The sequence below is a fragment of the Bacillus sp. FSL W8-0770 genome, from assembly GCF_038008705.1.
In the GTDB taxonomy this organism is placed as follows: Bacteria; Bacillota; Bacilli; order Bacillales; family Bacillaceae_G; genus Bacillus_A; species Bacillus_A cereus.
In genome coordinates, this window is record NZ_JBBOZR010000001.1 from 2,441,812 (window position 1) to 2,456,241 (window position 14,430).

Below are 14,430 nucleotides of genomic sequence, written 5' to 3' on the forward strand. Positions count from 1 at the left end.
AATTTCTAAAAAATAGGATTAGTCTGCCCAATTTCCATAGAACGGTATTGCTATTTATGTTACGTAATAGCTTATTTGGGTGTAAATATTTTAACGACTAATCCTGCCAAATTTATTTGGGAGGATTTTTTTATTCTCCCTTAATGAAAGGGATCGGTATTATGAAAGAACTATTAAAATTAAATGATGTTTATGTTGAAATAAAAGAAAATATGTTGTTAGAGAAAATGAATGTGACAGTAAAACAAGGGGATGTTATCGGATTAATTGGTAAAAACGGTGCTGGTAAATCAACGTTACTTCAATTAATAAATGGAAAGATTGAGCCTTCAAAAGGGATTGTTGAATGGCAGCAAATGAATATGACAACCGCATATGTTGAGCAAGAAATAGAATCTTTTATTAATAATGATGTAATTGCAAAAGAAGCAGAACTTCTTGCGAAATGGGGCGTGCCAACGAACGATTTTCATACTTTAAGTGGTGGTGAAAAGCTGAAAATTCGATTAGCAAAAGGATTTGCTGAAAATCCTAATGTCTTAATATTAGACGAACCGACAAATCATTTAGATGAGATCAGTACGGGATTTCTCATTAAACAAATAAAAAACATGAAAGGTACAGTTATCGTTGTATCACATGATCGATATTTTTTAGATGTTGTCGCAACAAAAATATGGTCAATTGAGGACAAAAAATTAATTGAGCATAGTGGTAATTATACGAGCTACATGAAAGCACGTGAGCAAAAAAGAAAGTCACAACAGCGTGAATATGAAAAGCAGCAAAAAAAGATAGAACAAGTAGAAACACATATAAAAGAATTGAGTTCATGGTCACAAAAGGCACACGCGCAGTCTACAAAACAAGAAGGTGTGAAAGAATTCTATCGTGTAAAAGCGAAGCGAATGGATGCACAAGTGAAGTCAAAACGAAAACGACTCGAAAAAGAGCTGGAGAAAACGAAAGTAGAACGTGTGAAAGAAGAGTATTCAGTTGAGTTTTCTATTCAAGCGAACAAAAAAGTAGGAAAACGTTTTTTAGAAGTGAAGCAATTAAAAAAAGACTTTCATGGGAAAGTATTATTTGAAAACGTTAATTTTACAATTCAGCACGGTGAGAAAGTTGCGATTGTTGGACCAAACGGTAGTGGGAAAACAACATTACTGAAGATGATTATGGGAACGGAAACTGCTGAAGGAGAAATATGGATTTCACCTTCAGCAAACATCGGCTATTTAACACAAGAAGTTTTTGATTTACCGCTTGATAAAACACCAGAAAATTTATTTTTTAAAGAGACGTTTGAAGAAAGAGGAAAAGTCCAAAATTTAATGAAACATTTAGGATTCCAAGCGTCTCAATGGAAAGAGCCGATTGAGCATATGAGTATGGGAGAAAGAGTAAAGTGTAAGCTAATGGCTTATATTTTAGATGAAAAAGATGTACTCATTTTAGACGAACCGACGAATCACTTGGATCTACCTTCACGTGAACAACTTGAAAATACATTAGCTGAGTATAACGGAACATTAGTAATTGTATCTCACGATCGATATTTTCTGGAGAAAACAACTAACACAAAACTCGTGTTTTCAAACAATACGATACAAAAGCAGCTAGAAGAACCTACTAAAACAAGAGATGATATTGAAGAGCTACGTTTAACGTTAGAAACAGAGAGACAAGAAGTTTTAGGGAAATTAAGCTTTTTAACTTCTAAAGACAAAGAATATAAAGCACTGGATGAACGGTTTATGGAACTTACGAAGCAGATTAAAGAGCTATAACGTAAGTAAGGGGGATTAACATGGGAGAAGAGAGATTCACTAAGTTATTTAAAATAGATTGTGGAGATATATACTTGCAAGAGTTTACGGTCAAAGATGCAGAGAGTATTTATCAAATAGCAAATCAACCGGAAATAGCAAAATTTTTACCAGACTGGAAATCAACGAAAGAACAAAGGGTGGATTGGATTGCAGATTATGAAATACCAGCAAACAAAGTATTTCTTGATGCAGTGAAAACTACGAATAACATAGATAATCATATGTTAAAGCTAGGAATATTTAAGAAAGCTACAAATGAACTCATTGGATGGTGCTGCACAGGTATGAAAGAAGAACTCCCTTCACCAAACAGAGAGATAATGTATGCTATCTCAAATGAATATCAAAATCATGGCTATGCTACAAAAGCGACTAAAGGTTTAATTGACTATTTGTTTAAAGAAACAAATTTAAATGTCCTTAACGCAATTGCTTTAATTAACAATGTAGCATCAAATAAAGTTATTGAAAAATGCGGGTTTATTTATAAGAGCCAACAGAGGATAGAAAATCAAATATATAATCATTATATATTGAGAAAATCTGAGTGGATAAAAATATAACGTTTGGTAGTAAAAGACCGATAGCAATCGGTCTTTTCTCATTTATATAATAAAGATTTATTATACATTATATTTCCTACTACTATACAATTATTATAAGATAGTTATGCGTTAATTTTAGTTTGAAATAATTATGTTGTCAGTTTTTTTAGAAATCTTACAAGCGTGTAAGGTAAATGAAAGATGAATCAATATGAGCTGTAAGACAATTCATTTACACTTTATAGTGAGCAGTGGAAATGAAGGGAGAATATACATGGAAATTTTACATGCAAAAAGTATTAGTAAAGTATATAAAGGGAAAGTACCTTATAAAGCATTAGTAGATATTGATTTATCAATTCAAGAAGGTGAATTTGTAGGAATTATGGGTCCATCAGGTAGCGGAAAAACAACGTTATTGAATATGGTATCTACTATTGATTCTCCATCATCGGGAGAAATATTTATTAATGGCACAAATCCTTTTCAATTATCATCAGAAGAATTAGCGTTATTCCGCAGAAAACAATTAGGATTTGTTTTTCAATCATTTAATCTTCTTAGCACACTTACTGTAAAAGAAAACATCGTATTGCCGATGACTTTAGATGGTGTTTCCGTGCAAGAAATGAACAAGCGATTGGAAGAGATTGCAGAGAAGTTAAATATTACAGATATATTGAATAAAAGAACGTTTGAAATATCAGGGGGACAAGCTCAAAGAACAGCAATCGCTCGTGCGATCGTTCATAAGCCGCAATTATTACTTGCAGATGAACCAACAGGGAACTTGGACTCTAAATCTTCAAATGATGTAATGGAGATGCTGGATACTCTAAATAAAGAAGAAAAAGCAACGATGATGTTAGTTACACATGATCCGTATGCAGCGAGTTTTTGCAGCCGAGTAATCTTTATTAAAGATGGTCAACTATATAACGAAATTTATTGTGGTGAAAGTAGGCAAACTTTTTATCAAAAGATTATGGATGTCCTTTCTTTGTTAGGAGGGAAAAGGCATGACTTTTCGTCACTTCGCATTTAATAATATTTTTCGCAATAAGCGTACATATGCTGCCCATTTTTTAAGTAGTGCATTTTCTATTATGATTTTCTTTACGTATGCTCTTTTATTATTTCATCCTGATTTACAAGGTGAGTTGAAATCGACAAGTGCAACAATAAGTGCATTTGGTACATTGGGATTTTCAGTTTCGCAAGGATTGATTTTTGTATTTTCATTTTTCTTCATTTTATATTCAGTTAGTTCGTTTTTAAAAACGCGTAAGAAAGAATTTGGCGTTTTAATGATGCAAGGTATGTCAATGAGACAGCTTAAGAAATTATTATTAATTGAAAATATGTTGATTGGACTTGGTTCAATTTGTATAGGGATTTTCATTGGACTCATATTTTCTAAACTAGTCTTATTGATAAGTGCAAGTGTATTAATGATTAATAATGGTTTACCTTTTTATATACCAGTGCGGGCTGTATTATTAACAGTTATCACATTTCTTTTCTTGTTTTTAATTGTTTCATTATTTACATTTAAAATGATAAAAGTAACGGAACTTGTGGAACTTATTCGAGCAGAGGAAAAGCCAAAACCTGAACCGAAATCTTCAGTTTTATTATCGCTACTTTCTTTAATTAGTATAGGGTATGGATATTTTTCAGTATTTCGCTTCATACCAAGTACCAATTTTATTACGCTTGGAATAGGTGTGCTCCTAGTAATTATAGGAACGTACTTTTTATATACACAGTGTAGCGTGTATATATTGCGCCTTGCTAAAAGGAGGGACTCTTTCTTTTTAAAGAGAACAAATATATTAACATTTTCTGAATTGATTTACCGTATGAAAGATAATGCAACGATGTTTTTTATAGTATCTATTGTTTCAGCAGTTGCATTTACAGCAATTGGTACAACAGCCGCAATTGGAAATAGGGATTTGGTAAGGATGACAAATCCGTATACATTTTTGTATGGAAGTCTTGAAAATGACAAAGTATTGAATAAAAATCTTTCTATTATAAAAAAGCACCTTTCTGATGCTAATATTCCGTATCGAATGGCTTCATCTTCATATATATACACAGAAAATGGCGTAAATGTAATGAAGTTAAGTGAATACAACGATCTTGCTAAAGCACTAGGCTATCAACAAGAAACAATTGAAAAAGAAGATGAAATTTTATTAATTCCTGGAGTCGTATCACAAAAACAAGAATTTAAAAATGGCGAGTATAAAAAGAATATAGAAGTCATTCAAGGTGACTGGACAAAGACATTTCATGTGAAAAAAGCTGTAGAAAATTTAGTTTTACCACACGATTCTAGAACTATTTATATCGCTGTTCAAGATCAGGTATATGATGGAATGCCTCTTACTAGTGACCCAGTTAATAAAGAAATTCCATATCGTACTTACGGATTTGTTATAGAGGATTGGATAAAAACGAAAGAGATTTCCAATCAATTAAAGAGTATATTCGATAAAGATCTTAGGGACAGAGATTTCTACTTTGAAGCTTTAACATTAAACTTGTTGGAAGCAAAGCAAAAGAATGGTTTATTACTTATGGTAAGTATTTTAGTCGGAATCGTCTTTTTTACATTCGCTGCTAGTTTTATTTATTTCCGATTATATACAGATTTGGATCGCGATCAGCAGCAATATAAAATGATTTCGAAAATGGGATTAAGTAAAGGTGAGTTAAAAAAAGTTGTAACGAGACAGTTATTATTAATGTTCTTTTTACCAATTGTCGTTGCAGTGATTCATACTGTAGTCGCTTATATAGCATTACAGCAATTAGTCGATTTTTCTATCATAAATAGCTCTATCGTTATTTTAATTTCATTTATATGTATACAAGTTTTATATTTCTTTATAACCCGTTGGCGTTATCTGCAAAAGCTTTATAAGGTTATGGAGCAATAGAATTTATTAGCTTGTAAGACTACAATAAAGTATGTAGAAAAATGAACTGTATGATGAAAGGAAACGAGATGAAAAGAACTTTAACTATTTTTATGTTAACGATACTACTATTAATAAGTTTTAGTGCATGTTCTAAAAAGGAGAATCCATTTCCTGCAAACGGTGTATTAATTATTGGAGATGAAAATAATATTTCACCAATTATTAATCGTTATCAGGAAATTACGGAAGAAAATGAAGTGTTTTCTGTGAAAAAAGGGGAAGTTGGAAATGGAAATGTCTTAATTTTAAATGAATCTACAGCACAAGCATTGATTAAAGAAAAACTTTTTCGAAAACAAGATAATGGCTCCAATTATATTATAGATACGTTACCGAAATTCCCAAAAGAAGGGGCGCTATTATTTACAAGTGAAGACAATAAGACTATGAAAAGTATTAAAATAGGAGAGGAAGAGATTCCTGTTACATACGATAGTGATGCTTGGATAGGTAACAATCGTAAATATTCAACGGAATGGTATATGATCGTAGCAAAAAATAGTGTTTATAAAGAAATAAAGGCAAATGAAACGAAAATGCACCTTCTTCATTTGAAAAAATCTCTAGGTGACGAAAGACCTAAAATGTCGACAGATAATACAATGGTTAATGAAAATGTCAAAGTAAAAAAGTTAATTAAAGGTTTGGAAGGAGAAGTATCTTTTCAATTTGTAACGATTGGCCAAAAACCTTAAAAAAGAGTTCGGAGTTGATAAAAATTTCATCAGCTTCGAACTCTTTTTAGTCTATAGACAAATCAATTACTATGCTTTACATTACTTCATTTAATCGAGTCTCGTTTGTTTCCTCAATCCCATTTGAATTTTGAACTGAATTATTTTGGGCTTCTTTTTCTTTACGAGCCTTTTGTAGCATTTCAAGTATAATCCATAAAGGAACACCTTTATCCTTTAACATCTTCCATAAATCTAATTCATTAAATTTATGCTCAGGCTGTTTCATTTCTTTTTCAGATGAACGAATATCAAACTTGATAGGATCATTTATTTTCTTACTTTCAAGTTTAGTAGAAGAGATAGTATTATGCTCAAGAGTAGATGAAGTTATTTTAGTAGGTTGAGATAATGTATGAATATTTGATCCGATTTGCATGTTTTTTCCTCCTTTTCAAGCAATGAGATTAGTTTTCTTATGGTTTTTAAATCTTTTTAACATGAGGAAACTATACCTAATTATAAATTCAAATAAACAGATTTACAAGTTGTATTGTAAAAAGTAAATATTTACTTGAATTAATATTTATCAACATTTGTATATGTTTTCTATATATACAACGTATATAAAATACTTTACATTATGTTTAAGTTGTTAAATTATTCTGTTAATTTTTTAAAAAAAGAAACATGTAAACGTTTTATTAGGGGGAGAAAGTATGGGGAAGTTATTTTTAAAAATATGTTTTTTCGCATTAGTGACCGTATGTTCATTCGTAGCAAAAATATCATACGCTGAAGAGAGGCAACAAAATAATTATCCTATCATATTGGTAAATGGATTTGCTGGATGGGGTAGAGAAGAAATGCTTGGCGTAAAATATTGGGGTGGTGTTCATGATATACAGGAAGATTTGAAACGCAATGGTTATACGGTACATACCGCAGCTGTTGGACCTGTTTCTAGTAACTGGGATCGTGCATGTGAATTGTATGCACAAATTAGCGGTGGGACAGTAGACTATGGTGCAGTACATGCCGAGAAACATGGACATAATCGTTTTGGCAGAACTTATAGTGGTTTTGCGCCGAATTGGAGTGAAACAAATAAAGTTCATTTAGTTGGACATAGCATGGGTGGACAAACGATTAGAACATTAGTACAGCTATTAAAAGTAGGTAGTTTTGAAGAAAAGAATTATGTGAAAAATCACCCAGACATCAAAATATCACCACTATTTGAAGGCGGAAAATCATATGTTCATAGTGTTACAACATTAGCAACCCCTCACAACGGTACAACACTTGCGGATGGTAGTCTTCTGCTACCGTTCGTTAAAGATTTACTCATTACAGCTGCGAGCTTTGGAGGAAACAATAATTTATCGTTATATGATTTCAAATTGGATCAATGGGGGATAAAGAAGAATGCTGGAGAGTCCTTTTTCCAATATAGTAATCGTATTCTAAATAGTTCACTTTGGAAAAATACAAAAGATATAAGTCAATGGGATTTAAGTACAGATGGTGCAAAGGAGTTAAATAATTGGGTAAAGACGCAACCAGATGTGTATTATTTATCCTATAGTGGACATGCATCACAAGCAGCACCTATAACAGGTTTACATTTACCGCATATTACGATGAATAAAGTGTTGATGGGGAATGCATTTTTCTTAGGTTCTTATGCGAGATATGAAGAAAACCGTCCGTTAGTTGATACTTCTTGGTGGCAAAATGATGGTGTAGTAAATACGAATTCTATGATTGCACCATCTTCTAATGTTGCTGTAAATAATAATGGGTCATTACAGATTGGAAAATGGAATCATATCGAAACGAAAGCGAATTGGGATCATCTCGATATGGTAGGATTAAGTGTTTCAGACTCATTAGGTTTTTCTAGCATTCAAGAGTTTTATAGAACAATTGCTGAAAAGCTATCACGTTTACCGAAATAGGTAATAATAAAGCGCTCTCGATGGAATTCGAGAGCGCTTTATATTATATTGAAAGAGGGATTTGGTAGAAAAATATGGGGGGATATTATGAAAATTCAAGTTGTATTATCAGGATACGGAACAGTAGGCAGAGAGTTTATAAAATTATTAAATGAAAAATATTCATATATATATGAAACATATGGGATTCAATTAGTTGTAAGTGGCGTATTAGGGAGAAATATTGCAATACATAATGAAGACGGCTTATCACTTCATCATTTATTGATGTATGGTGGCGGTACCGCTGCAATTGAAAAATATTTAGAGTATCATCCGAAGGAACGTGCAACAACTAGCATAAGTGGTACTGTATTGGTAGAATCAACAGTTACAAATCTTAAAGATGGAAATCCAGGGAAACAATATATGAAACAAGCGATTGAGAAACAGATGGATATAGTAGCAATTTCTAAAGGGGCGCTCGTTACAAACTGGAGAGAAATAAATGAAGCAGCAAGAGGCGCCAATGTACGAATTCGATATAGCGGTGCAACAGCCGCTGCATTACCGACCCTAGATATCGGACAATTTAGTTTAGCCGGTTGCAGTATTGAAAAAATAGAAGGAATATTAAATGGAACAACTAATTATATTCTTACGAAAATGTATGAGGAAGATATGACATTTGAAGAAGCATTGAAAGAAGCACAAGATAAAGGAATTGCTGAGACAAACCCTATATTAGATATAAGTGGTTCAGATAGTGCGTGTAAATTGTTACTTTTGACAAACAGCTTAATGGAAACAGAGAAAACACTTACTGATATACATATAAAAGGAATCGAGCACGTTACAAAACAGCAAATTAGAAATGCTAAGGAACAACATAAAATTATTAAATTAATAGCATCAACATATAAGGATAAGGGTGGCAATGTCAATTTAAATGTTGAACCGTGCGAAATAGAGAAAGATCATCCGTTAGCAAAAGTAAATGGGACCGAAAAAGGAATTACGTTCTTTACAGATACGATGGGACAAGTTACTACAATTGGTGGGGCTTCTAATCCACGAGGCGCTGCAGCTGCAGCTTTAAAAGATGTAATTAACTTATATCGAAAAGATTTGTAAGACCGTACCGCCCTTTATAAAAAATACATATGTCGTGGACCTTTTGAGAATGAAATAAATATGCAAAAATGATTGCAGGGGGTAAGGAATTGTTTAAGGATTTTAAAGTTGTTAAAGATCGTCCTGTTTATATTCAATTGAAAGATTATTTGAAGAAGATGATTATGAAAGGGCATTTGCTCGGGGATCAAAAAATCCCATCAACAAGGGAACTAAGTGAATTACTAAGTGTGAGTAGAAACACTGTACTCGCTGCTTATGCAGATTTAGAGCAAGAAGGACTCATTTATGCAGTTAAAGGAAAAGGGAACTTTGTTGCGAAGGTGGATATATCTAACACTTCATCTGTTGAAATAGATTGGAAAAATAAACTTAATACAGTGACCGCATTAGCGGATGAATTAGATTTAATGAAACATGGTGTTCGTTGGGAAAAGGGAATGATTGTTTTTAATAGTATAGCCCCAGATGAGAAGCTATTTGATGTTGAAAATTTCAAAAGAGCTTTTCTTACTCGTATGTCCATTGAAGGAGACATCGTATTGAACTACGGATATGCAAAGGGATATAGACCGTTAATGAATTATTTACTTCATTACATGGAAATGAAAGGTGTAGACATTTCGAATAAAGATATTCTAATTACAAATGGATTTACAGAAGGATTGGATATTGTACTCTCTTCTTTATCAAAAAAATCCGGTCGTGTCATTTGTGAGAATCCAACTCACCACGCTGCACTTAAGCTTTTCCGTTTACATGGACTTGAAGTTCATGGGATTGATATGCATGAGGATGGTATTGATACGAATGAAGTTGAAAAAAGTTTGCGTGAAAAAGATTTTGATTTTGCTTATTTAATTCCTTCTTATCATAATCCAACCGGTATTGTTACGAGTTCAGAGAAAAGAACGGAATTGATGAGGTTATTCTCAAAATACAACGTTCCTATTATAGAGGACGGATTTAATGAAGAATTACGTTATTCAGGTTCACATTTAGCTCCATTATTAACTTTTGCGGGAGCTGGCAATAATGTGATTTATATTAGTAGCTTTTCAAAGGTACTTTTCCCTGGTTTACGTGTAGGCTGGATTATTGCAGATAAAGAGCTGATTCATTATTTAGAAAGCGTAAAAAGAGCAAGAACGATTCACACATCTACGCTAGATCAAGCTGTTCTGTTTCAATATTTACATGAGGGATATTTTGAGAAATATTTAAAAAAGGCAAGATCTGTTTATAAGAAAAAATATGAGTTAGCTGTCGGGGCATGTAACCAGTACATTCATTTCAAAAGAATGACTGGAGATGGTGGACTTCATTTATTTATAGAACTAGAAGAGCATATGAATGCCCGCACACTTTTACAAAAGTGTTATGAGAAAGGCGTTACGTTTTCACCTGGGGATGTTTTTTACTCTGATGGAGAAGGAGCGAACACTTTCCGATTAGGGTTTTCGCGCTTGAAAGAAGAAGAAATAGTTCGGGGAATTAAAATAATTGGTGATACATTAAAAAATGAAATTTGGAGTTGAGAAAATGAAAATCGGTGTTATTATGGGCGGGGTATCGTCTGAAAAACAAGTTTCAATTATGACGGGGAATGAAATGATTGCTCATTTAGATAAAAATAAGTATGAAATAGTTCCAATTACATTAAATGAAAAAGTGGATTTAATTGAAAAAGCGAAAGACATTGATTTTGCGTTGCTCGCGTTACACGGAAAATACGGAGAAGATGGGACAGTTCAAGGAACACTGGAGAGTTTAGGGATTCCTTATAGCGGAAGTAATATGTTATCTAGCAGTATATGTATGGATAAAAATATTTCGAAAAAGATTTTACGTTATGAAGGTGTAGAAACACCAGATTGGATTGAACTTACAAAAATGGAGGATCTAAATCTTGATGAGTTAGATAAGTTAGGATTTCCATTAGTAGTAAAACCAAACTCTGGCGGATCGAGTGTCGGAGTGAAAATCGTTTATAATAAAAATGAATTGATCTCAATGCTAGAAACTGTATTCGAATGGGATTCTGAAGTAGTAATTGAGAAGTATATAAAAGGTGATGAAATTACATGTTCAATTCTGGATGGAAAACAGTTACCTATAGTTTCAATTCGACATGCAGCCGAGTTCTTTGACTACAATGCAAAATATGATGATACTAGTACAGTTGAGGAAGTTATTGAACTTCCAGCAGAAATTAATGAACGTGTAAATAAAGCGTCACTCGCTTGTTATAAAGCATTAAAATGTAGTGTTTATGCAAGAGTTGATATGATGGTGAAGGACGGAGTTCCATATGTAATGGAAATTAATACATTACCAGGGATGACACAATCAAGTTTATTGCCAAAAAGTGCAGAAGCAGCGGGAATTAGTTATAGCAAACTATTAGATATGATTATTGAAACATCATTAAAAGTTAGAAAAGAAGAGGGGTTTTAAGGGAATTATATAACTAATTTTTTTGACAGTTTCACGAAGTATGCTATGATGAATACATTATAAAAACAAAATATTTATCCACTAGGGGGGCCTTTTATAGGCTGAGATCAAATGTGATTTTGAGACTCTTAGTACCTGATCTGGTTAATGCCAGCGTAGGGAAGTGGGAAAGACGTTGCTATTTAATGAGTAAATAAATACTGTCAATTTCACTTTCTTTACGCCTGTAAAGAAAGTTTTTTTATTTTAAAGCGTTAATAGCTGTGGATAAATATCTATATTTTATATATTATTGGAGGGATTTAAATGACTTTTTCACAATCGTTACGTAAAGAAGTAGATTCAATTTGGAAAGCGAGTTTTAACCATCCTTTTGTAAAAAAACTTGGTGAAGGAACGTTAGATTTAGCTAGTTTTCGCTATTATGTTCTTCAAGATTCATATTATTTGAGTCATTTTGCTAGAGTACAAACATTAGGAGCTGCAAAAGCTCTTGAATTAGAAACGACAGCTCGTATGGCACACCATGCCCAAAATACATATGAGGCGGAATTATCATTACATGAGAATTTTGCTAAAAAGCTAGGGATAACAAAAGAAGAAAAAGATAATTTTATTCCTGCGCCAACTGCATATACGTATACTTCACATATGTATCGTGCTGCGTATGAAGGACATTTAGGAGATATTATTGCAGCAATCTTACCTTGCTATTGGTTGTATTATGAAATTGGCGAACGCTTAAAAGAGTGCCAGCCGGAAGAGCAAATTTATAACGAATGGATTTCTGCTTATGGATCTGATTGGTTCCGTACGCTAGTTGAAGAGCAAATTACACGTTTAGATACTATCGCTGAAAAAGTAACAGAGACAGACCGCAAGCGTATGAAACAGCATTTTATTATTAGCAGTCAATATGAATATTCATTTTGGGAAATGGCTTATACATTAGAAAAGTGGCCAGTGGATACAGACGTAAAAGACGTAATTGGATAAAGAATAGAAGTAATGTTATAGATAGGTATGGATCATACCTATCTATATATTTTTTCTTGTCAAATTTGCGTAAAGTCATTAGTGCTACGGATATGGCGAAATAGAATATCGATAATTTAGCTCATTTACTTGTCTACGCATTAACTGGATAAACTTCTGTCACATTTATTTTACAATCAAAGAACGTAAATGTTGGTGGTATGAAGTTAAATAAGAAAAGAAACCCGAGCTGTTAGCTGTAACGGAGTTGTTTTTTCTTTGCAGGAGTTTCTAAATTATCATGGAGTGTTGTTAATACGATATGCAAATATGCATATCGTATTTTTTTGAGTTCTTTATGTGTTAAAATTAGATATAGGGATATGTGAATATAAAGAAGCAAAAGCAGGAATATCCAATGAATTTTGAGAGGTGTTATATGTTTACAAATAAGAAATTAATTCGATTTGGTTTATCGTTGTTTGTATTTTTAGGGATAATTAATTTTACAATCAGCTATTTCCAAACATATCTTGAAACAGCAGCAGATATTAAATGGGTAATTCCAGAAATTTGGAAAACTATTTTACTAGATGTTCCTCAAGGGATACTTGTTCTTTTAGGCGCAATTGCTTTATATGATTTCACAAAAGAGGCATCAAAAAAAGACGCATCAATCTAAGTGTATCTTTTTTTAATTAACAATTTCATAGAGAGCTTTGCTGGAGAAATAGAATGAAAAGCCCTAATTAGGGCTTTTTTTGTTGGAATTTCTTAACCGTCATAGAAACCGGTCACTTGGAGGTGTTATAGCGAAAGCCATTTACAGTACAGAAAAATCTAAGCAGCAGACGGAAATATATAGGATATGGCATCATAATTGTTGAGAAATTAATTGAACTTAGTAAGTATGAAGATATGACGCTAGAATTCATATTTTTTAATTTTTATTTATCCCGCTATTTGCCGGGCAGTAAGCCCCCCACCTCAAAATTCAGCGGAAGCAAAGAAGTTAGGTAGGGGATGAACAAAACCCCACTGATTAAAGTTTCACTTTATAAAAATGAGCCCATAGTAAAAATAGGTATATGAACAAGGTGCATCATCTAGTGATAAGTCATACTTTGTTGGTGTACGTATTGAACTTAGTTTATAGTATCGTGTGCTACTTCTACTTAGATTTAACGAACAGAAATATAGGAAAGCGTCGAAAGGTTTAAAGTTAATAAACGGAGGTCATGAAAATGAATCAGTTTCAACAAGAACTACAAGCGTTAAGCCTTAATGATTACCAGTCTGGAAATGTTGTGTATTGGGACCAGCAAAACCAATATCCATATTACTATATTGAAGATGCTGCTCGCCGCTGTGGTGGTTGTGGTCGCTGTGGCGGTTGTGGTCGTTGTGGCGGTTGTGCAGGTCGCTGTGGTGGATTTCGTTGTTTTGGTTGCTTCGGTTGTTTTGGTTGTTTTAGTTGTGGCGGTTGTGGAAGCTGTGGTAGTTGCTCTAATTGTTTTAATGGTACTTCTGATGCTATTGTAATATATGAATATTGACTACGAATATTCATATAAAATATTAGCTTTATATATGTACATGTCGACAAAGAATATAGCACCATCGCTAGTGGATATATTCAATCATTCAAGTAAAAGAGTAACTCGTACCTTACTCTTTGTTCATATAGTATAGGATTGTTAGCGGAAATCCAAGACTCTTTATATTGAGAAATCAAGAAGAATCATCTTAAAGAGTCTTATCTTTTTTTCATACATTAAAGAGAAGCTAGCAAAAGCTAACTACTCGACCCTGGGTATGAAGGGAATAAGAAACTGTACTTTTTTTATAGACAGAATATTTCGTTTTGTTGAAGAGGTGGA

At 32.9% G+C, this 14,430-nt stretch carries 13 protein-coding genes and 1 riboswitch; of the genes, 12 read left to right on the top strand and 1 reads right to left on the bottom strand.

Annotation, left to right across the window (positions count from 1 at the left end):
- The first annotated feature begins 161 nt into the window (after positions 1-161).
- The 5 genes from abc-f (at position 162) to NST27_RS12515 (ending at position 6,065) form a co-directional block, all read left to right on the top strand.
- Complete coding sequence (gene abc-f, locus NST27_RS12495; RefSeq protein ID WP_002098365.1) at positions 162-1,790, top strand: ribosomal protection-like ABC-F family protein; 1,629 nt, start codon at positions 162-164, stop codon at positions 1,788-1,790.
- 20 nt (positions 1,791-1,810) lie between these two features.
- The gene (locus NST27_RS12500) at positions 1,811-2,395 is read left to right on the top strand and encodes a GNAT family N-acetyltransferase (protein ID WP_000503531.1); all 585 of its coding nucleotides are present in this window, start codon (positions 1,811-1,813) and stop codon (positions 2,393-2,395) included.
- 256 nt (positions 2,396-2,651) lie between these two features.
- Positions 2,652-3,422, top strand: coding sequence for an ABC transporter ATP-binding protein (locus NST27_RS12505; RefSeq protein WP_000404275.1), 771 nt, complete (start codon positions 2,652-2,654; stop codon positions 3,420-3,422).
- A complete protein-coding gene (locus NST27_RS12510; protein ID WP_047386165.1) occupies positions 3,397-5,328 on the top strand; it encodes an ABC transporter permease in 1,932 nt (643 codons plus the stop codon). Before NST27_RS12505 ends, NST27_RS12510 begins: the two co-directional genes overlap by 26 nt.
- A 50-nt stretch (positions 5,329-5,378) precedes the next feature.
- Positions 5,379-6,065, top strand: a complete 687-nt coding sequence (locus tag NST27_RS12515) for a lipoprotein BA_5634 family protein (RefSeq protein WP_000975420.1) — start codon at positions 5,379-5,381, stop codon at positions 6,063-6,065.
- Between the two features lie 76 nt (positions 6,066-6,141).
- Here NST27_RS12515 and NST27_RS12520 read toward each other — a convergent pair whose 3' ends face one another.
- Positions 6,142-6,483, bottom strand: a complete 342-nt coding sequence (locus tag NST27_RS12520; RefSeq protein WP_001165523.1) for a DUF3914 domain-containing protein — start codon at positions 6,481-6,483, stop codon at positions 6,142-6,144.
- Between the two features lie 280 nt (positions 6,484-6,763).
- Here NST27_RS12520 and NST27_RS12525 point away from each other — a divergent pair, with 280 nt between their 5' ends.
- The 7 genes from NST27_RS12525 (at position 6,764) to NST27_RS12555 (ending at position 14,106) form a co-directional block, all read left to right on the top strand.
- Positions 6,764-8,005, top strand: coding sequence for an esterase/lipase family protein (locus tag NST27_RS12525; RefSeq protein WP_000517078.1), 1,242 nt, complete (start codon positions 6,764-6,766; stop codon positions 8,003-8,005).
- An 87-nt stretch (positions 8,006-8,092) separates the two neighbouring features.
- Positions 8,093-9,118: a homoserine dehydrogenase gene (locus tag NST27_RS12530; protein WP_000701763.1), complete on the top strand. Its 1,026-nt coding sequence runs from the start codon at positions 8,093-8,095 to the stop codon at positions 9,116-9,118.
- A gap of 89 nt (positions 9,119-9,207) precedes the next feature.
- Positions 9,208-10,656 (top strand): MocR-like pyridoxine biosynthesis transcription factor PdxR, encoded by a 1,449-nt coding sequence (gene pdxR / locus NST27_RS12535; RefSeq protein ID WP_000471610.1) that lies wholly within the window; start codon positions 9,208-9,210, stop codon positions 10,654-10,656.
- A gap of 4 nt (positions 10,657-10,660) precedes the next feature.
- Positions 10,661-11,575 carry a D-alanine--D-alanine ligase gene (locus tag NST27_RS12540; RefSeq protein WP_001987735.1) on the top strand — a complete coding sequence of 305 codons (915 nt, stop codon included), beginning with the start codon at positions 10,661-10,663 and terminating at the stop codon, positions 11,573-11,575.
- 73 nt (positions 11,576-11,648) lie between these two features.
- Positions 11,649-11,754: riboswitch (TPP riboswitch) on the top strand.
- Positions 11,755-11,881: 127 nt separating this feature from the next.
- Positions 11,882-12,571 (top strand): thiaminase II, encoded by a 690-nt coding sequence (gene tenA, locus NST27_RS12545; RefSeq protein ID WP_000144527.1) that lies wholly within the window; start codon positions 11,882-11,884, stop codon positions 12,569-12,571.
- A 397-nt stretch (positions 12,572-12,968) separates the two neighbouring features.
- Positions 12,969-13,232: a DUF3937 family protein gene (locus NST27_RS12550; protein WP_002101034.1), complete on the top strand. Its 264-nt coding sequence runs from the start codon at positions 12,969-12,971 to the stop codon at positions 13,230-13,232.
- Between the two features lie 556 nt (positions 13,233-13,788).
- The gene (locus tag NST27_RS12555; RefSeq protein ID WP_002006106.1) at positions 13,789-14,106 is read left to right on the top strand and encodes a heterocycloanthracin/sonorensin family bacteriocin; all 318 of its coding nucleotides are present in this window, start codon (positions 13,789-13,791) and stop codon (positions 14,104-14,106) included.
- Positions 14,107-14,430 lie beyond the last annotated feature (324 nt).